Origin of the sequence: Streptomyces aurantiacus JA 4570 (genome assembly GCF_000414115.1) — a bacterium.
Classification (GTDB): domain Bacteria; phylum Actinomycetota; class Actinomycetes; order Streptomycetales; family Streptomycetaceae; genus Streptomyces; species Streptomyces aurantiacus_A.
Genome location: NZ_AOPZ01000048.1, coordinates 1 through 18,765, shown reverse-complemented (window position 1 = coordinate 18,765; position 18,765 = coordinate 1). Strand labels below are relative to the sequence as shown.

The 18,765-nt window shown below is 72.9% G+C and carries 13 protein-coding genes; 8 read left to right on the top strand and 5 right to left on the bottom strand.

Features of this window, described 5'->3' with window-relative positions; translation table 11 throughout:
* The first annotated feature begins 376 nt into the window (after positions 1-376).
* The 4 genes from STRAU_RS05975 (at position 377) to argF (ending at position 7,013) form a co-directional block, all read left to right on the top strand.
* Positions 377-1,930 (top strand): 3' terminal RNA ribose 2'-O-methyltransferase Hen1, encoded by a 1,554-nt coding sequence (locus STRAU_RS05975; RefSeq protein WP_016639349.1) that lies wholly within the window; start codon positions 377-379, stop codon positions 1,928-1,930.
* Positions 1,927-4,506: a polynucleotide kinase-phosphatase gene (locus STRAU_RS05970; protein WP_016639348.1), complete on the top strand. Its 2,580-nt coding sequence runs from the start codon at positions 1,927-1,929 to the stop codon at positions 4,504-4,506. The genes STRAU_RS05975 and STRAU_RS05970 overlap by 4 nt, the downstream gene beginning before the upstream one ends.
* 124 nt (positions 4,507-4,630) lie before the next feature.
* Positions 4,631-5,857, top strand: coding sequence for an arginine deiminase (locus tag STRAU_RS05965; protein WP_016639347.1), 1,227 nt, complete (start codon positions 4,631-4,633; stop codon positions 5,855-5,857).
* A 148-nt stretch (positions 5,858-6,005) separates the two neighbouring features.
* On the top strand, positions 6,006-7,013 hold the full coding sequence (gene argF / locus STRAU_RS05960; protein WP_016639346.1) for an ornithine carbamoyltransferase: 1,008 nt from the start codon (positions 6,006-6,008) through the stop codon (positions 7,011-7,013).
* A 31-nt stretch (positions 7,014-7,044) separates the two neighbouring features.
* Here argF and STRAU_RS05955 read toward each other — a convergent pair whose 3' ends face one another.
* Positions 7,045-7,470: an ATP-binding protein gene (locus STRAU_RS05955; protein ID WP_037657791.1), complete on the bottom strand. Its 426-nt coding sequence runs from the start codon at positions 7,468-7,470 to the stop codon at positions 7,045-7,047.
* A 256-nt stretch (positions 7,471-7,726) separates the two neighbouring features.
* On the opposite strand from STRAU_RS05955, the gene STRAU_RS05950 reads away from it, so the two are divergent.
* Together STRAU_RS05950 and STRAU_RS05945 are read left to right on the top strand one after the other, a co-directional pair.
* Entirely contained in the window at positions 7,727-8,554 is an 828-nt protein-coding gene (locus STRAU_RS05950; RefSeq protein ID WP_016639344.1) for an enoyl-CoA hydratase family protein, read from the top strand.
* A 2-nt stretch (positions 8,555-8,556) separates the two neighbouring features.
* A complete protein-coding gene (locus STRAU_RS05945) occupies positions 8,557-10,944 on the top strand; it encodes a bifunctional salicylyl-CoA 5-hydroxylase/oxidoreductase (RefSeq protein WP_078620989.1) in 2,388 nt (795 codons plus the stop codon).
* Positions 10,945-11,015: 71 nt separating this feature from the next.
* Here the strand turns inward: STRAU_RS05945 and STRAU_RS05940 are convergent, their stop codons facing one another.
* Together STRAU_RS05940 and STRAU_RS05935 are read right to left on the bottom strand one after the other, a co-directional pair.
* Positions 11,016-11,828 (bottom strand): PaaX family transcriptional regulator, encoded by an 813-nt coding sequence (locus tag STRAU_RS05940; RefSeq protein WP_016639341.1) that lies wholly within the window; start codon positions 11,826-11,828, stop codon positions 11,016-11,018.
* Positions 11,829-11,837: 9 nt separating this feature from the next.
* Positions 11,838-13,502, bottom strand: coding sequence for an AMP-binding protein (locus tag STRAU_RS05935; RefSeq protein WP_016639340.1), 1,665 nt, complete (start codon positions 13,500-13,502; stop codon positions 11,838-11,840).
* 126 nt (positions 13,503-13,628) lie between these two features.
* Between STRAU_RS05935 and STRAU_RS05930 the strand changes: the two genes are divergently transcribed.
* Both STRAU_RS05930 and STRAU_RS05925 read left to right on the top strand, forming a co-directional pair.
* Entirely contained in the window at positions 13,629-14,786 is a 1,158-nt protein-coding gene (locus tag STRAU_RS05930; RefSeq protein WP_016639339.1) for an acyl-CoA dehydrogenase family protein, read from the top strand.
* On the top strand, positions 14,783-15,181 hold the full coding sequence (locus STRAU_RS05925; protein WP_016639338.1) for a RidA family protein: 399 nt from the start codon (positions 14,783-14,785) through the stop codon (positions 15,179-15,181). The genes STRAU_RS05930 and STRAU_RS05925 overlap by 4 nt, the downstream gene beginning before the upstream one ends.
* A 111-nt stretch (positions 15,182-15,292) precedes the next feature.
* On the opposite strand, the gene STRAU_RS05920 is transcribed toward STRAU_RS05925, so the two are convergent.
* Both STRAU_RS05920 and STRAU_RS05915 read right to left on the bottom strand, forming a co-directional pair.
* Positions 15,293-16,822: a helix-turn-helix domain-containing protein gene (locus STRAU_RS05920; RefSeq protein WP_016639337.1), complete on the bottom strand. Its 1,530-nt coding sequence runs from the start codon at positions 16,820-16,822 to the stop codon at positions 15,293-15,295.
* Between the two features lie 154 nt (positions 16,823-16,976).
* Positions 16,977-18,765 (bottom strand): amidohydrolase (locus STRAU_RS05915; protein ID WP_037657789.1); only part of this gene is annotated, 1,789 nt, incomplete at its 5' end.

Sequence of the window (18,765 nt, the reverse complement as noted above, 5' to 3'; positions counted from 1 at the left end):
GCGTACTTGTTTCCGTGGTGAGATGTGACGCTTGCGGCTTCGTACAGATGCCGAGAGGTACCGCCGCCGCTCGCACACGCTCACCCTCGTGGCAGAAGAGCCCGGTGGGCAGGACCAATGCGCCGACCATCGATCGGTCCAATCGCGCGTGCCCGCGGAGCGGAAAATCTTGCGTGCGTTCAGAGCGTTCGCTGTACGTTTGTGCAGGTGCGCCGGGGGGAGCGGGGCGCGGCGAGAGGGCCGCGTCGCGGTGTCGGCACGCCCCACCGCCCTTCAGCACACGCGCCCGCACGCGACGTGCGTCGCGACCGACCGCCGACGACCGACGGCCGGGTAAGTATCCGCAGCCCAGAATGCGTTTCGAGGCATACCCACTGTGTTCCTGACGATCACCACCACCGGCACCCCAGAACGCCCCGCGACCGACCTCGGGTTCCTGCTGCACAAGCATCCCGGCAAGGCGCAGGCGTTCTCCACGTCCTACGGGCAGGCGCACGTCTTCTACCCCGAGGCGAGCGACGCGTGCTGCACGGCGGCGCTGCTGCTCGAAGTGGACCCCGTGGCACTGGTGCGGCGGGGCAAGGGCCGCGGCGGCGCCCCGGACGCGGCCCTCGCGCAGTACGTGAACGACCGGCCGTACGCCGCGTCCTCGCTGCTCGCCGTCGCCCTGAGCGGGGTGTTCTCCAGCGCGCTGCGCGGCGTCTGCAAGGCCCTGCCCGAGCGGGCCGCGCAGCCGCTGCCGCTGCGCGTCGAGGTGCCCGCGCTGCCCGCGCGCGGCGGCCCCGACCTGGTGCGGGCGCTGTTCGAGCCGCTGGGCTGGACGGTCGCGGCCGAGCCGGTGCCGCTCGACGAACGCTTCCCGGAGTGGGGCGATTCGCGGTACGTACGTCTCGTACTCGACGCGGCGGACGGGGTGCTGACCCTCGGCGAGGCGCTGCGCCACCTGTACGTGCTCCTGCCGGTGCTCGACGACGCCAAGCACTACTGGGTCTCGGCCGACGAGGTCGACAAGCTGCTGCGGGCCGGTGACGGCTGGCTCGCGGACCACCCCGAGCAGAAGCTGATCACCAGCCGCTATCTGGCGCGCCGCTGGTCGCTGACGCGCGAGGCGATGGAGCGGCTCGAACTCGTCCGGCTCGCGGACGCCGACGACACGGCGGTCGAGGACATCGACAACGCCGTCGCCGACGAGGGCCCCGAGGCGGAGCGGAGCGACGATGCGGCCGCCGACGGCGGCGCGGACGCGCGGGACGGCAAGCCGGTGTCGCTCGCCGTGCGGCGCCGTGAGGCGATCCTCGCCGCGCTCGGCGAGGCGGGCGCCGCCCGCGTGCTCGATCTGGGCTGCGGCCAGGGCCAGTTGGTGCAGGCGCTGCTCAAGGACACGCGGTACAAGGAGATCGTGGGCGTCGACGTGTCGATGCGCGCGCTCACCGTCGCCGCGCGCCGGCTGAAGCTGGAGCGCATGGGCGAGCGCCGGGCGGAGCGCGTGTCGCTCTTCCAGAGCTCACTCGCGTACACCGACAAGCGACTCAAGGGATACGACGCGGCGGTGCTCAGCGAGGTGATCGAGCACGTCGACCCGGAGCGGCTGCCCGCGCTCGAGTACGCGGTGTTCGGCTCGGCACGCCCGCGCACCGTGCTCGTGACCACGCCGAACGTCGAGTACAACGTCCGCTGGGAATCGCTCCCCGCCGGACACGTCCGGCACGGCGACCACCGCTTCGAGTGGAACCGCGCGGAGTTCCGGGCGTGGGCCGACGGGGTCGCCCGGCAGCACGGGTACACCGTCGAGTTCGTGCCCGTGGGGCCCGACGACCCCGAGGTGGGGCCGCCCACACAGATGGCGGTGTTCACCCAGGCCGAGACCAGCACCCCGACCCGGACCCGGACCCGGGACGACCGGAGCGCCAAGGAGGCGAAGGCAGCATGACGGAAACCGACAGCACCACCCGCGGCCGCTCCCTCGCCGTCACCGACCTCTCCCTCGTCGTCCTCGTCGGCGCGACCGGAGCGGGTAAGTCCACTTTCGCGCGGCGCCACTTCAAGCCCACCGAAGTGCTGTCCAGCGACTTCTGCCGGGGCCTCGTCGCCGACGACGAGAACGACCAGAGCGCGAGCCGCGACGCCTTCGACGTGCTGAACTACATCGCGGGCAAGCGCCTCGCCGCGGGCCGCCGCACCGTCGTCGACGCGACCAGCGTGCAGTCCGACAGCCGCAAGCAGCTCATCGAGCTGGCGCGGCGGCACGACGTGCTGCCCATCGCCATCGTGCTCGACGTCCCCGAGGAGGTCTGCGCCGAGCGGAACGCCGCGCGCGCCGACCGGGCCGGGATACCGCGCCGCGTCATCCAGCGCCACCAGCGCGAACTGCGGCGTTCGCTCCGGCACCTGGAGCGCGAAGGGTTCCGCAAGGTGCACGTCCTGCGGGGCGTCGCGGAGATCGAGGCCGCCGAGGTCGTCACCGAGAAGCGCTTCAACGACCTCACCCACCTCACCGGCCCCTTCGACATCATCGGCGACATCCACGGCTGCGCCCGCGAGCTGGAGACGCTGCTCGGCAAGCTCGGCTACGTCGACGGCGCCCACCCCGAGGGCCGCACGGCCGTGTTCGTCGGCGACCTCGTCGACCGCGGCCCGGACAGCCCCGGCGTCCTGCGCCGCGTCATGAGCATGGTCGCCGACGGCACCGCCCTGTGCGTACCGGGCAACCACGAGAACAAGCTCGGCCGCCACCTCAAGGGCCGCGGCGTCCAGCTCACCCACGGCCTGGCCGAGACCGTCGAGCAGTTCGAGGCGGAGGACGCCCGGGACCCGGAATTCCGGGAGCGGGTGCGGGAGTTCCTGGACGGGCTCGTCAGCCACTACGTCCTCGACGGCGGCCGGCTCGTGGTGTGCCACGCGGGCCTGCCCGAGAAGTACCACGGCCGCACCTCGGGCCGGGTGCGCTCGCACGCGCTGTACGGCGACACCACCGGCGAGACCGACGAGTTCGGCCTGCCCGTGCGCTACCCGTGGGCCGAGGACTACCGCGGCAAGGCCGCCGTCGTCTACGGCCACACCCCGGTGCCGACGGCGACCTGGCTGAACAACACCATCTGCCTGGACACCGGCGCCGTCTTCGGCGGCAAGCTCACCGCGCTGCGCTGGCCGGAGCGCGAGCTCGTCGACGTACCGGCGGAGCGCGTCTGGTACGAACCGGTGAAGCCGCTGCGCACGGATGCCCCCGGCGGCCACGACGGCCGGCCGCTGGACCTCGGTGACGTGCACGGCCGCCGCGTCGTGGAGACCCGGTACGCCGGGCGCGTGACGGTGCGCGAGGAGAACGCGGCGGCGGCCCTGGAGGTCATGAGCCGCTTCGCGGGCGACCCGCGCCTGCTGCCGTACCTGCCGCCGACGATGGCGCCGACCGCCACCTCGCAGCGGGAAGGCTACTTGGAGCACCCGGCGGAGGCATTCGCGCAGTACGCGGCCGACGGCGTCGCACGCGTCGTGTGCGAGGAGAAGCACATGGGGTCGCGCGCGGTGGCCCTGGTGTGCCGGAACGCGGACGTCGCGCGTGAGCGGTTCGGAGTGGGCGGCGCCGCCGAGGGCGCCGACGGCCCGACCGGCGCGCTCTACACCCGCACCGGACGCCCCTTCCTCGACGACCCGGCGCTCACCGAGCAGGTGCTCGGCCGGGTGCGGGACGCCGTCGGCGCGGCCGGGCTCTGGGCGGAGCTGGAGAGCGACTGGCTGCTGCTCGACGCCGAGCTGCTGCCCTGGTCGCTGAAGGCGTCGGGGCTGCTGCGCACGCAGTACGCCGCCGTGGGGGCCGCCTCCCGCGCGGTCTTCCCGGGCGCCCTCACCGCCCTGGAGGCCGCCACGGCCCGCGGCGTCGACGTCCGTCCCCTGCTCGACAAGCAGCGGGAACGCGCCGCCGACGCCGCCGCGTTCACCGACGCCTACCGCCGCTACTGCTGGCCGACCGACGGGCTCGACGGCGTGCACCTCGCGCCGTTCCAGATCCTCGCGGCCCAGGGCAGGAGCCTCGCCGCCGTGCCGCACGACGAGCAACTGGCCCTGATCGACCGCATGGTGGAGCACGACGGCACGGGCCTGCTGCGCACCACGCGGCGCCTGTACGTCGACACCGGCGACGAGGAGTCGGTGCGCGCCGGCGTCGACTGGTGGCTGGAGATGACGGGGCGCGGCGGCGAGGGCATGGTCGTCAAGCCGGTCGAGGCCCTGGTGCGCGACGGCAAGGGGCGCCTGGTGCAGCCCGGCATCAAATGCCGGGGCCGCGAGTACCTGCGGATCATCTACGGCCCGGAGTACACCCGCCCGGAGAACCTGGAGAAGCTGCGCGGCCGCTTCCTCGGCCACAAGCGCTCGCTGGCCGTCCGTGAGTACGCGCTCGGCCTGGAGGCCCTCGACCGGCTCGCGGACGGGGAGCCGCTGTGGCGGGTGCACGAGGCGGTGTTCGCGGTGCTCGCGCTGGAGTCGGAACCGGTGGATCCGCGTCTTTGAGGCGCGTATGGCGTGTTTCGGGCGTCCCTGTCCTGCCTGGCGGGACGCCCGGAACCGCCTGGCGGGGCGCTCAAAACGCATCGTTGGGCGCGTGACGCGGCTCCCGCGGGGTGAGGATGGATACATGGGATTCAACGTCGACTCCGAGGCCGGGCGGCTGCGCCGCGTCATCCTGCACCGCCCCGATCTGGAGCTGAAACGGCTCACGCCCACCAACAAGGACGCGCTGCTCTTCGACGACGTCCTCTGGGTGCGGCGGGCGAGACACGAGCACGACGGCTTCGCCGACGTGCTGCGCGACCGCGGGGTGACGGTCCATCTCTTCGGTGATCTGCTCGCCGAGGCGCTGGACGTGCCGGCGGCCCGGCTGCTCGTCCTGGACCGCGTCTTCGACGAGAAGGAGTACGGCCCGCTCGCCACCGACCACCTGCGCGTGGCGTTCGAGAGCCTGCCGTCGGCGGAGCTCGCCGAGGCGCTGATCGGCGGCATGACGAAGCGGGAGTACCTGGACCGGCACCCGGAGCCGACGTCCGTGCGCTTCCACTGCATGGACATGGACGACTTCCTGCTCCGTCCGCTGCCCAACCACCTGTTCACGCGGGACACGTCCGCCTGGATCTACGACGGTGTGTCCATCAACGCGATGCGCTGGCCGGCCCGGCAGCGCGAGACCGTCCACTTCGAGGCGATCTACCAGCACCACCCGCTCTTCCACGGCCAGGGCTTCCACCTCTGGTCGCAGGGGCAGTCCGACTACCCCTCCACCATCGAGGGCGGCGACGTCCTGGTCATCGGCAACGGCGCCGTGCTCATCGGCATGAGCGAGCGCACCACCCCGCAGGCCGTCGAGATGCTCGCGCACAAGCTGTTCGCCGCCGGTTCCGCGACCACGATCGTGGCCCTCGACATGCCCAAGCGCCGCGCCTTCATGCACCTGGACACGGTGATGACGATGGTCGACGGCGATACGTTCACGCAGTACGCGGGGCTCGGCATGCTGCGCTCGTACACCATCGAACCGGGCGTCGACGAGCGCGAGTTGAAGGTCACCGACCACCCGCCGGAGCACATGCACCGCGCCATCGCCGCCGCCCTCGGCCTCGGCGGCATCCGGGTCCTCACGGCCACCCAGGACGTGCATGCCGCCGAGCGTGAGCAGTGGGACGACGGCTGCAACGTGCTCGCGGTCGAGCCGGGCGTGGTCGTGGCGTACGAACGGAACGCGACCACCAACACCTACCTGCGCAAGCAGGGCATCGAGGTGATAGAGATCCCCGGCAGCGAGCTGGGCCGGGGCCGGGGCGGCCCGCGGTGCATGAGCTGCCCGGTCGAGCGGGGGCCGGTCGCGTAGGGCGGGGGAGGGGGAGGCGGTCGTACGGGAGCAGCGGGGGACGCCCCGCGGGAGCGGCACAGGGGGGCTGTATATAAATGTGAAGGGTCGTATAGACTTTCAAGGGTTCCCCGCCCCGCCTCGACGCATTCGTACTCAGGAGCGCCCCATGGCGACACCCAAGACCGATCTCACCGGCCGCCACTTCCTCAAGGAGCTGGACTTCACCGCCGACGAGTTCCGCGGTCTGCTCGCCCTGGCCGCCGACCTGAAGGCGGCCAAGCGGGCCGGGACCGAGACCCGGCACCTGACCGGCAGGAACATCGCGCTGATCTTCGAGAAGGCGTCGACCCGCACCCGCTGCTCCTTCGAGGTGGCCGCCGCCGACCAGGGCGCCGCCACGACGTACATCGACCCCTCGGGCTCGCACATCGGCAAGAAGGAGTCCGCGAGGGACACCGCCCGCGTCCTCGGCCGGATGTTCGACGCGATCCAGTTCCGCGGGGACGCGCAGGACACCGTCGAGACGCTGGCCGCCCACGCGGGCGTGCCCGTCTACAACGGCCTGACCGACGACTGGCACCCCACGCAGATGCTCGCCGACGTCCTGACCATGACCGAGCACTGCGCCGAACCGCTGGAGCGGATCGCGTTCGCCTACCTCGGCGACGCCCGCCTCAACATGGGCAACTCCTACCTGGTCACCGGCGCGCTGCTCGGCATGGACGTACGCATCGTGGCGCCCCGCGCGTACTGGCCCGCCGAGGCGGTCGTGGCCCGCGCGCGGGCGCTCGCCGAGACCAGCGGGGCGCGGATCACGCTCACCGAGGACGTCGCCGAGGGCGTCGCGGGCGCCGGCTTCGTCGCCACCGACGTCTGGGTGTCGATGGGGGAGCCCGCCGAGGTCTGGGACGAGCGCGTCCGGGACCTCGCTCCGTACGCGGTGACGATGGACGTCCTGCGCGCCACCGGCAACGCCGACGTCAAGTTCCTGCACTGCCTGCCCGCCTTCCACGACCTGGGCACGGAGGTCGGCCGCGAGGTGTGCGAGCGCCACGGGCTCACCTCGCTGGAGGTCACCGACGAGGTCTTCGAGTCGGCCCACTCCGTCGTCTTCGACGAGGCGGAGAACCGGATGCACACGATCAAGGCCGTCCTGGTGGCGACCCTCGCCTGAGCCGTCGTGCTCCTGCGTCCGGGCGGGGCGGTCAGCGCTCGGCCGGCGCCGACAGCGTGAACCAGACCGCCTTGCCCGACTCGGTGGGGCGGTGGCCGCAGGCCGAGCTGAGCGTGCGGATGAGGAGCAGGCCGCGCCCGTGCTCCTGCCAGGGGTCGGGCTCGTCGTCCGCCGCCGGGTCGGTCAGGTCGAACGGCGGGACGGGGCTGGAGTCGCGCACCTCGACCTGGCAGAGCGTCGGCAGCAGCTCTATGACCAGCTCTATCGGGTCGCGCCCCGCCGTGTGCTCCACGGCGTTGGCCACCAGTTCCGCCGTGAGCAGCTCCGCCGTGTCCGTGTCCGCGGCGCAGCCGATGTCGGTGAGCGCCGTGCGGACCAGGGCGCGCGCGATGGGCACGGCTGCCACGGTGTGCGGCAGCGCGATGCGCCACGAGGCGGGAGAGTGGGGTTCGGGCAAGGCGGGTCCGTTCGGCGAGCAGGTGGTCCCTGTGCGGTCCTGCTTTCAACCGTACGAATCCTAAGCGGAGGGACGACAGAGCCCACCGTCGGGCGGTTTGGCGACCCATGCCGGGAAATTTCGGGACGTATGCCACTGGAGTGTACGACCACGAGACCCCTCTGCCGTAGGCGTATCGCGTACTCGTGACGACAGTCATGGATGAGTGATAACTTCGAAGAGGCCCCGCCGCCCCCGACCGAGGAGGCCGCACCTCATGAGTCCCTTCACCGGCTCCGCCGCCCGCACCCCCGAGTGGCGACACCTGCGCCTCAGCGTCGACGACGGCGTCGCCACCGTCACGCTGCCCCGCCCCGAGAAGCTGAACGCGCTCACCTTCGGTGCCTATGCCGACCTGCGCGACCTGCTTGCCGAGCTGTCCCGCGAGCGGTCCGTGCGGGCGCTCGTGCTCGGCGGCGAGGGGCGCGGCTTCTGCTCCGGCGGTGACGTGGACGAGATCATCGGCTCGACGCTCGCCATGGACACGGCGCAGCTCCTGGACTTCAACCGCATGACCGGCCAGGTCGTGCGGGCGCTGCGCGAGTGTCCGTTCCCGGTGGTGGCCGCGGTGCACGGGGTGGCCGCGGGCGCGGGCGCGGTGCTCGCGCTGGCCGCGGACTTCCGGGTCGCGGACCCCTCGGCGAGGTTCGCGTTCCTGTTCACGAAGGTGGGGCTCTCGGGCGGTGACATGGGCGCCGCGTATCTGCTGCCGCGCGTCGTCGGGCTCGGCCACGCCACGCGGCTGCTGATGCTGGGCGAGCCGGTGCGGGCCCCCGAGGCCGAGCGGATCGGCCTGATCAGCGAGCTCACGGACGAGGGCAGGGCCCCCGAGGCCGCCGCGGCCCTGGCCCGCCGCCTGGCCCAGGGACCGGCCCTCGCGTATGCCCAGACGAAGGCCCTCCTCACCGCCGAGCTGGACATGCCGCTCGCGGCCGCCGTCGAGATGGACGCGGCGACGCAGGCGCTGCTGATGAACGGCGAGGACTACGCGGAGTTCCACGCGGCGTTCACCGGCAAGCGGTCGCCGAAGTGGCGGGGGCGGTGACGATGCCGGGGACACAGCCGGGTGCCGGGCGGCCAGGCACCGAGCGGCCGGGGGCCGAGCGGGCGGGCGCCGCCCACCGGATCGCCGTCATCGGCGGCGGCCCCGGCGGGCTGTACGCCGCCGCCCTGCTCAAGCGCCTCGACCCGGACCGTGAGGTCACCGTCTGGGAGCGCAACGCCCCCGACGACACCTTCGGCTTCGGCGTGGTCCTCTCCGACGAGACCCTCGGCGGCATCGAGCACGCCGACCCGGCGGTGTACGCGGCGCTGCAGGAGGAGTTCGTCCGCTGGGACGACATCGACATCGTGCACCGCGGCACCCGGCACACCTCCGGCGGCCACGGCTTCGCCGCCCTGAGCCGCAAGCGCCTGCTCGCGGTGCTGCACGAGCGCTGCCGCGCCCTCGGCGTCGACCTCCGCTTCCGTACCGAGGCGCCGCCCGCCGCCGAACTGGCCACGGCGTACGACCTGGTGATCGCCGCGGACGGCGTGCACAGCCTGACCCGCGAGGCGCACGCCGAAGTCTTCCGCCCCACCCTCACCACCCACCGCTGCCGCTACATCTGGCTGGCCGCCGACTTCGCCTTCGACGCCTTCCGCTTCGAGATCGCCGAGACCGAGCACGGCGTGCTGCAGCTGCACGGATACCCGTACCGGGCGGCGACGGCTTCCGGATCCGACCCCGGCGCGTCCACCGTCATCATCGAGATGCGCGAAGAGGTATGGCGGGCGGCCGGGTTCGCGGACGTGGACCCGGCCGAATCCGCCGAACGCTGCGCCAAGCTCTTCGCGGAGGCGCTGGGCGGCCGCCCCCTGCACGGAAACAACTCCTCCTGGCTCACCTTCCGCACCGTGGTCAACGAGCACTGGTCGTGCGGCAACACCGTCCTGCTCGGCGACGCCGCCCACACCGCGCACTTCTCCATCGGCTCCGGCACCAAGCTCGCCGTCGAGGACGCGCTCGCGCTCGCCGCGAACCTCCAGGAGCAGCCGGACATCCCCGCCGCCCTCGCGGCGTACGAGACCGAGCGCCGCCCGGTCGTGGAGTCCACGCAGCGCGCGGCCCGCGCGAGCCTCCAGTGGTTCGAGGAACTGCCGCTGTACGTCGACCAGTCGCCACGCCAATTCGCGTTCAACCTGCTCACCCGCAGCCGCCGCGTCACGCACGACAACCTGCGGCTGCGCGACGCCCACTTCACGGAGGCCGTCGAGCGGGACTTCGGCTGCCCGCCGGGTACGCCCCCGATGTTCACGCCGTTCCGCCTCGGCGACCTCGAACTGCGCAACCGCGTCGTCGTGTCCCCCATGGACATGTACTCCGCCGTGGACGGCGTGCCCGGCGACTTCCACCTCGTCCACCTGGGCGCGCGGGCGCTCGGCGGGGCCGGCCTGGTGATGACCGAGATGGTGTGCGTGAGCGAGCGCGGCCGCATCACGCCGGGCTGCGCCGGGCTCTACACCGACGAGCAGGCCGACGCCTGGGCCCGCGTCGTGGACTTCGCCCACACCCAGGCCCCCGGCACGGCGATCGGCCTCCAACTCGGCCACTCCGGCCGCAAGGGCTCCACCCGGCTCATGTGGGACGGCATCGACGAGCCGCTGGATTCCGGCAACTGGCCGCTGGTGGCGCCGTCCCCGCTGCCGTACGGCCCCGCGAGCCAGATCCCGCACGCCCTGGACGCCGCCGGACTCGCCGCCGTCCGCGAGGAGTTCACCGCCGCCGCGCGGCGGGCCGCCCGCTGCGGCTTCGATCTCCTCGAACTGCACTGTGCGCACGGCTATTTGCTCTCCAGCTTCCTCTCCCCGCTGACCAATCGCCGCACCGACGCGTACGGCGGCTCGCTGGAGGCGCGGCTCCGCTTCCCCCTCGAAGTCTTCGACGCCGTACGGGAGGTGTGGCCCGCCGGCCGTCCGATGACCGTCCGCGTCTCGGCCACCGACTGGGCCGACGGCGGCACCACGGCCGACGACGCCGTCGCCGTGGCCCGCGCGTTCGCCGCGCACGGGGCCGACGCGATCGACGTCTCCACCGGGCAGGTGGTCAGCGACGAGCGGCCCGCCTACGGGCGCTCGTACCAGACCCCCTTCGCGGACCGCATCCGCAACGAGACCGGCGTTCCCGTCATCGCCGTCGGCGCCATCTCGTCGTGGGACGACGTCAATTCGCTGCTGCTGGCGGGGCGCACGGATCTGTGCGCCCTGGCCCGCCCCCACCTGTACGACCCCCACTGGACCCTCCACGCGGCGGCCGAACAGGACTACGCCGGGCCGGGCGTCGTCTGGCCCCTCCAGTACCGGGCGGGCAGCCGGCGCCCCCAGACGGGGCGCACGGACGCGGCGAAGCCGCGGTTGGCCCTGCCGGGGGCTCCCCAGCCCCGCCCCTTCCCGTAACCAGGGGGCTCCGCCCCCTGGACCTTTCGGGAAGGGGCGGGACTGGGGCGCCCCGCGAGGACCACAACCACTCACATCGCCACAAACCCCCGCCCGGCCTCCCGCAGCCGCTCGTCCAGCGCCCGGAACACCTCCGCCGCCCGCCCCCCGGGCCACCCCTCCGGCAGGAGGGCCGAGGGCAGACCGGGATCGGCGTAGGGGAGGTGGCGCCAGGAGTCGAGGGCGAGGAGGTAGTCGCGGTACGCCTCGGGGGCGGGCGTGTCCGGGCGGGACTGCCAGGACCGCAGGACGGGCTCGTGGCGGTCGAGGAAGGCATCGTGCTGCTTGGCGAGGGAGGTCAGGTCCCACCAGCGGGACACCGCCTCCGCGGTCGGCGTGAAGCCGAGGTGTTCGCCGCGGAACAGGTCGACGTACGGGGTGAGGTGCAGCCGGGCCAGCGTGTGGCGGGTCTCTTCGTAGAGGTGGGCGGGGGCGATCCAGACCCCCGGCGCCGCCGTGCCGAAGCCGAGGCCCGCGAGCCGCGAGCGCAGGACGTGGCGTTTGCTGCGCTCGGCCTCCGGGACGGAGAAGACGGCGAGCACCCAGCCGCCGGTGCCCTCGCGCCGGTCGGCCCACGGCCAGTAGATGCGCCGGTCGCCGTCCTCAAGGAGCTGGCGGGCGTCGGGGGAGAGGGCGTACCCGGCGGCCCCCGTGGCCGTACGCGCGGGCAGCAGCAGGCCGCGCCGCTTCAGCCGCGACACCGACGACCGCACGGACGGCGCGTCGACGCCCACCGGCGCGAGGAGCCGCACCAGTTCGGCGACCGCGACCGGACCGGGCGCCGCCCGTCCGTACGCGCCGTAGAACGTGACGATCAGGGACCTGGGGGTGTGCTGCTCGGACACGTGATCACTCTAGGCCCCGGCCGCGGGCCCCGGCTCCCTGAGGCGGAACCGCTGGAGCTTGCCGGTCGCCGTTCTGGGCAGTGCGTCCAGGAACACCACCTCGCGCGGGCACTTGTACGGAACCAGCTCCGCCTTCACGAACTCCCGCAGTCGCTCCGCGTCCGCCGCCGCGCCCGCGCGCAGCACCACGTACGCCACGACGGCCTGCCCGCGCCGCTCGTCCGGACGGCCCACGACCGCCGTCTCCTCGACGTCCGGGTGGCGCAGCAGGGCCTCCTCGACCTCCGGGCCCGCGATGTTGAACCCGGCGGAAATGATCATGTCGTCGGCGCGGGCGACGTACCGGAAGTAGCCGTCGGCGTCGCGTACATAGGTGTCGCCCGTGACGTTCCAGCCGTGGCGGACGTACTCCCGCTGCCGGGGGTCGGCCAGATAGCGGCAGCCCACCGGGCCGCGCACCGCGAGCAGACCCGGCTCGCCGTCCGGCACGGGCGCGCCGGAATCGTCGACCACGCGCGCGTGCCACCCGGGCACGGGCACGCCCGTGGTGCCGGGGCGGATCGCGTCGTCGGCGGCGGAGATGAAGATGTGCAGGAGTTCGGTCGCGCCGATGCCGTTGATGATGCGCAGCCCCGTGCGCTCGTGCCAGGCCCGCCAGGTGGCGGCGGGCAGGTTCTCGCCCGCGGAGACACAGCGGCGCAGGGAGGAGACGTCGTACGCGGGCGGGGGCGAGGGGGAGGGCGAGGTCTCGGCCACGGCCGGCGGGTCGGCCAGCGCGTCCAGCATCGCGCGGTACGCCGTCGGCGCCGTGAACAGCACGCTCACGCCGTGCTCGGCGATCGCGGGGAGCAACTGCTTCGGGCCCGCCTGTTCGAGGAGCAGGGACGACGCGCCGACGCGCAGCGGGAAGATCACCAGGCCGCCGAGGCCGAACGTGAAGCCCAGCGGGGGACTGCCCGCGAACACGTCGTCGGGGCGGGCCTTGAGGACATGGCGTCCGAAGGTGTCGGCGATGGCGAGCACGTCCTGGTGGAAGTGCATGCAGCCCTTCGGGCGTCCCGTCGTGCCCGAGGTGAAGGCGATCAGCGCCACGTCGTCGGCGGCCGTGTCCACGGCTTCGTACGCCTCGTGGGGGCGGGCCGCCGCGCGGGACCGCAGGTCGTCGGGGCCCTCGCCGCCGTACGTCGTCACGCTCAGGCCCGGCACCCCGGCCTTCGTCAGGTCGTCGACCGCGCGGACGTCGCACAGCGCGTGCGACACCTGCGCGATCTCGCAGATCGTGGCCAGTTCCTGGGTGCGCTGCTGGGCCAGGACGGTCACCGCGACCGCGCCCGCCTTCATCACCGCGAGCCAGCAGGCCGCGAGCCACGGCGAGGTGGCGCCGCGCAGCAGCACCCGGTTGCCGGGCACCACGCCGAGCTCGTCGGTCAGGACGTGCGCGATCCGGTCGACATGGTCCTGGAGCCGGCCGTACGTCCAGACCGTGCCGTCGCCCCCGCGGAACGCGGGCCGGTCCGCGCCGTACCGCTCCGCCGACCGGTCGAGGAGTTCGGTGCCGCAGTTGAGGCGGTCCGGATAGTGCAGCTCGGGCCGGTCCCGCACCAGCGCGGGCCACTGCTCGCGGGGCGGGAGGTGGTCGCGCGCGAAGGTGTCGACGTGACCCGTGAGCTCCATGGTGCTTCGCCCCCTTGCCGGTCGGGCGTGGTGATGAGCGGGCCAGACGAGCGTATCGTGATGGTGACGACAGTCAACGGTGCGCGATAAAGGTGCTGCGGCCGCGCGCGAGGGGAGAAGCTCGGGATGACCGCATTCTCGCTCAATCCGGAACAGATCGCCCGGTGTGCCCGGCTGCGGGAGCTGGCCGCCGAGCGGTTGCGGCCACTCGTCGCCGCCCACGCGGCGGGCGAGCAGGCCGCCCACGCGGCGGGCGAGCAGGGGCGCGTCAACCGGCCGCTGACCGAGGCCCTCGGTGAACTCGGCCTCCTGGAGGGCCTGTTCACCTCAGGAGCGCTCGACCTGTGCCTGATGCGCGAGTCCCTCGCCCGCGTCTGCACGGAGGCCGAGACCGCGCTCGCCCTGCAGGGGCTCGGCGCGCACCCCGTGCACGCGTACGGCTCGATGGAGCAGCGCGAGCACTGGCTGCCGCCCACCCGTGCGGGCCGCGCGATCGCGGCGTTCGCCCTGTCCGAGCCGGGCGCCGGCTCGGATGCGGCCGCCCTCGCCCTGCGCGCCGAGCCCGACGGGTCCGCAGGCTGGCGCCTGACGGGCGAGAAGTCCTGGATCTCGAACGCCCCGGAGGCCGACTTCTACACCGTGTTCGCCCGTACGTCGCCGGACGCGGGCGCCCGCGGCGTGACCGCCTTCCTGGTCCCCGCCGACCGCGCGGGCCTGACCGGCGCCCCGCTCGACATGCTGTCCCCGCACCCGATCGGGACGCTCGCCTTCGACGGCGTGCGCGTCTCCGCGGCCGATCTGCTCGGCGACGTGAACCACGGCTTCCGGGTCGCCATGACGACCCTGAACCGGTTCCGCCCGAGCGTCGGCGCCTTCGCCGTCGGCATGGCCCAGGCCGCCCTGGACGCCACCCTCGCGCACACCGCGGACCGCGACGCGTTCGGCGGCAAGCTGAAGGATCTGCAGGGGGTGTCCCACCAGGTGGCCGAGATGGCGACGCGCACGGAGGCGGCGCGTCTTCTGGTGTACGCGGCGGCCGCGGCGTACGACCGGGACGAGCCGGACATCGCGGGGCGGGCGGCGATGGCGAAGCTGTTCGCCACGGAGACCGCCCAGTTCGTCGTCGACACCGCCGTCCAGCTGCACGGCGCCCGCGCGCTCCAGCGGGGCCACCTCCTGGAGCACCTGTACCGCGAGGTGCGGGCGCCGCGCATCTACGAGGGCGCGAGCGAGGTCCAACGGGCGGTCATCGCCAAGGAGTTGTACGGTAAGGAGTCCTCATGAGCCTCGAACGCCTGAACCCCGCCGACCTCTCCCCGGCCACCGGTTTCAGCCACGCCGTCGTGGCCACCGGCGGCCGCCTGGTCTTCCTCGCAGGCCAGACCGCCCTGGACACCGACGGCAAGGTCAGCGGCGCCACCCTGCCCGAGCAGTTCGAGCGGGCGCTGGCCAACCTCCTGGCGGCCCTGCGCGCCGCGGGCGGCACCCCGGCGGACCTCGCCCGCGTCACGGTGTACGCCACCGACGTCGCCGACTACCGCGCCCACGCCCCCGAACTCGGCCGCATCTGGAAGCGGTTGGCGGGCCGCGACTACCCCGCGATGGCGGTGATCGGAGCTGTGCGGCTCTGGGACGAGGAGTGCGTGGTGGAGCTGGACGGGGTTGCCGTACTGCCCTAGGGGGCTGCGCCCCTCTCCCCCCTTTTCGGCCCTTCGGGCCTCGTCCTCAAACGCCCTGGTTACGGGAAAGGGGCGGGACTGGGGCGCCCCCGCGAGGACGCCCACAGTCGCCTAGATGTCCCGGAACGTCTCGATCTGGGCGCCCACGGAGTTCAGGCGCTCCGCGAGGTCCTCGTACCCGCGGTTGATCACGTACACATTGCGGAGCACGGACGTGCCCTCTGCCGCCATCATCGCGAGCAGGACGACCACGGCGGGCCGCAGCGCCGGCGGGCACATCATCTCGGCGGCGCGCCAGCGCGTCGGGCCCTCGACGAGGACGCGGTGCGGGTCGAGGAGTTGGAGGCGGCCGCCGAGGCGGTTGAGGTCCGTGAGGTAGATCGCGCGGTTGTCGTAGACCCAGTCGTGGATGAGGGTCTTGCCCTGGGCCGAGGCCGCGATCGCCGCGAAGAACGGGACGTTGTCGATGTTGAGCCCGGGGAAGGGCATCGGGTGGATCTTGTCGATGGGCGCCTCCAGCTTGGAGGGGCGCACGGTGAGGTCGATGAGGCGCGTACGGCCGTTGTCCGCCGCGTACTCCGGCGACCGGTCGTGGTCGAGGCCCATCTCCTCCAGGACCGCGAGCTCGATCTCCAGGAACTCGATCGGCACCCGCTTGACGGTCAGTTCGGACTCCGTGACGACGGCCGCGGCCAGCAGGCTCATCGCCTCGACCGGGTCCTCGGACGGGGAGTAGTCCACGTCGACGTCGATGGTCGGTACGCCGTGCACGGTCAGCGTCGTCGTGCCGATGCCCTCGACCTTGACGCCCAGCGCCTCCAGGAAGAAGCACAGGTCCTGGACCATGTAGTTGGAGGAGGCGTTGCGGATGACCGTCGTGCCGGCGCTGCGGGCGGCGGCGAGCAGGGCGTTCTCGGTCACCGTGTCGCCGCGCTCGGTCAGGACGATCGGGCGGTCGGGCGTGACGTCGCGGGCGACCTCCGCGTGGTAGAGACCCTCGGTGGCGGCGATGTCCAGGCCGAAGCGGCGCAGCGCGATCATGTGTGGCTCGATCGTGCGGGTGCCGAGGTCGCAGCCGCCGGCGTAGGGCAGCCGGAAGTGGTCCATGCGGTGCAGCAGCGGGCCCAGGAACATGATGATCGAGCGGGTGCGGCGGGCCGCGTCCGCGTCGATGGCGTCCATGTCCAGCTTCGCGGGCGGCACGATCTCCAGGTCGACGCCGTCGTTGATCCAACGCGTGCGCACACCGATGGAGTTGAGGACTTCGAGGAGGCGGTAGACCTCCTCGATGCGGGCGACGCGGCGCAGCACCGTGCGGCCCTTGTTGAGCAGGGACGCACAGAGCAGCGCCACGCACGCGTTCTTGCTCGTCTTCACGTCGATGGAGCCGGACAGGCGGCGTCCGCCGACGACCCGCAGATGCATCGGTCCCGCGTAGCCGAGCGAGACGATCTCGCTGTCGAGTGCCTCGCCGATGCGGGCGATCATCTCAAGGCTGATGTTCTGGTTGCCGCGCTCGATGCGATTGACGGCGCTCTGGCTGGTGTTGAGCGCCTCGGCGAGCCCTGACTGGGTCCAGCCACGGTGCTGCCGGGCGTCACGGATGAGCTTGCCGATGCGTACGAGGTAGTCGTCTGCCATGCGACGCAGGCTATCTCAGATATGAGATGAAGTGCGCGTCGGGGTAGGCCATTGGTGGAGTGACCGGTTCCGAACGGCGCACGAGGCTCCGCCCGCGCCCGCGGGAGCCGCCTCCCCTTGGGGAGTTGGGCCCGGGCTCCCGCGAGGAGCCCGGTCAGCCGCACCCGCACGTCACCCGTGGCCGGCCCGCCGCCCGCGTCACCCGGGCGGCGGCCGCGCGCCCCGACGGCGAATCGCCGTCGTGCACCACTGTGCCTCCGCCGAGCGTGAGGCGCACCCCGGCGCCGCTGATCTCAGCCACCGGACACCGCGTCACATCGCGGTCGAGCAGCACCAGATCCGCCTGCTTGCCGCGCTCGACGGTCCCGGTGAGATGCGCCGTGCGAAGCTGCCGGGCGGTGCCGAGCGTGTGCATGAGCAGGGACGACGTCCGGCTGATGCCTTCCTTGGCGCGGTAGAGGTCGCCGTCCTGGTCGGCGTCCGTGCCCCGCCGGTCGACGGCCGTCCGCACCTGGTTCCACACCTGGAGCGGATCGACGGGCCAGTCGGAGCCACCGGAGAGGAGTGCGCCGTGCGACTGAAGGCCGCGCGCCGGGTACAGCCATCGGTGGCGCGCGGCACCCAGGTACGGGAGCAGCGCGTCCACCGTCCAGGCGTTGCGGGTCGCCCATTGCAGCTGCATACAGGCCACGACGCCGAGTTCGGCGAACCGGGGCAGATCGGCGGGGTCGACGAGCTGGAGGTGCGCGACGGTGTTGCGGACGTCACGGCGGCCGGTCCTGCGCAGCGCGTACGCGTATCCGTCGAGGGCGGTGCGCACGGCCCGGTCGCCGATGGCGTGCGCGTGCAGCTGCCAGCCCTCGGCGTTGAAGGCGGCGGTGAGCCGCCCGAAGTCCGCGGCCGACACATACAGGTCGCCCCGGTGATCGGTGGGCTTGCCGTCTTTGTCCAGATACGGCTTGAGGAGGGCGGCGGTCTGCGCCGGATATTCGATGACGCCGTCGAGGAAGACCTTGACGGTCCCGAACCGGATTCCGCGTACGCCGTCGAAGTCATCGCGCAGCTTCTTCGCGTACGCAACCGAGGCGCGCGGGTCCTTGGCCTGCTCGGAGGTGAGCCGGAGCGCGGGCACGATCCGCTGGGGCAGCTTCCCCGCCGCGGCGAGCGCCCGGTACAGGGCCAGCTCGTCCTCGCCCACCACCGCTTCCATGAACGTGGTGATCCCCGACGCCGCCGCCTCGGCGAACACCTTGGCCGCCGCGGCCACGAGTTCGGCCTCGCCGGGCTCGGGGATGTGCCGGGACACCAGGGGTTGCGCGTCGTCCTTGAGCACGCCGGTCGGCTTGCCGTCGGCGCCCTTGACGATCTTGCCGCCGACCGGGTCCGGGGTCGCGGCGGTGATCTTCGCGATGTCCAGCGCGCGCTGATTGACCCACATGTTGTGGCCGTCGCCGCCGCGCAGGGCGACGGGGCGGCGGGTGGGCAGGGCGTCGAGCATCGAGTGGTGCGGGGCGGTGCCGCGCGGCAGCAGGCCCACGGGGTTCCAGTCCTCCACGACGAGCCAGCCGTCGGGTTCTTCGCCGGAGCTGTCCTTCAGGAATTCGGTGAGGGTCTTCCGCAGGTCCTCGACCGTCTGCTCGGCCCCGTCGAGCGACGGCCTGAGCGAGCGGGAAGCGGCGTCCGTCGGGTGGGCGTGCCCGTCGTGGATCCCGCTGAGCAGGCTGCCGCCGCGCCCGTTCACGACCTCGGTGTCCCGTCCCGCGCACCGCCGCACCTCGGAGTCCGACCCGACGGCGAGGATCCGCCCGTCCCGCCCGACGGCGACCGCCCGCGCGGGCGCGGCGCCGCGCACACCCGTGAACACGCGCGCGTTGTGCACGACCATCGCGGCACTGCGGCGCTGCCCGCGCGCGGGCGAGGCGACGGCGGGGGCGCCGGTGGCG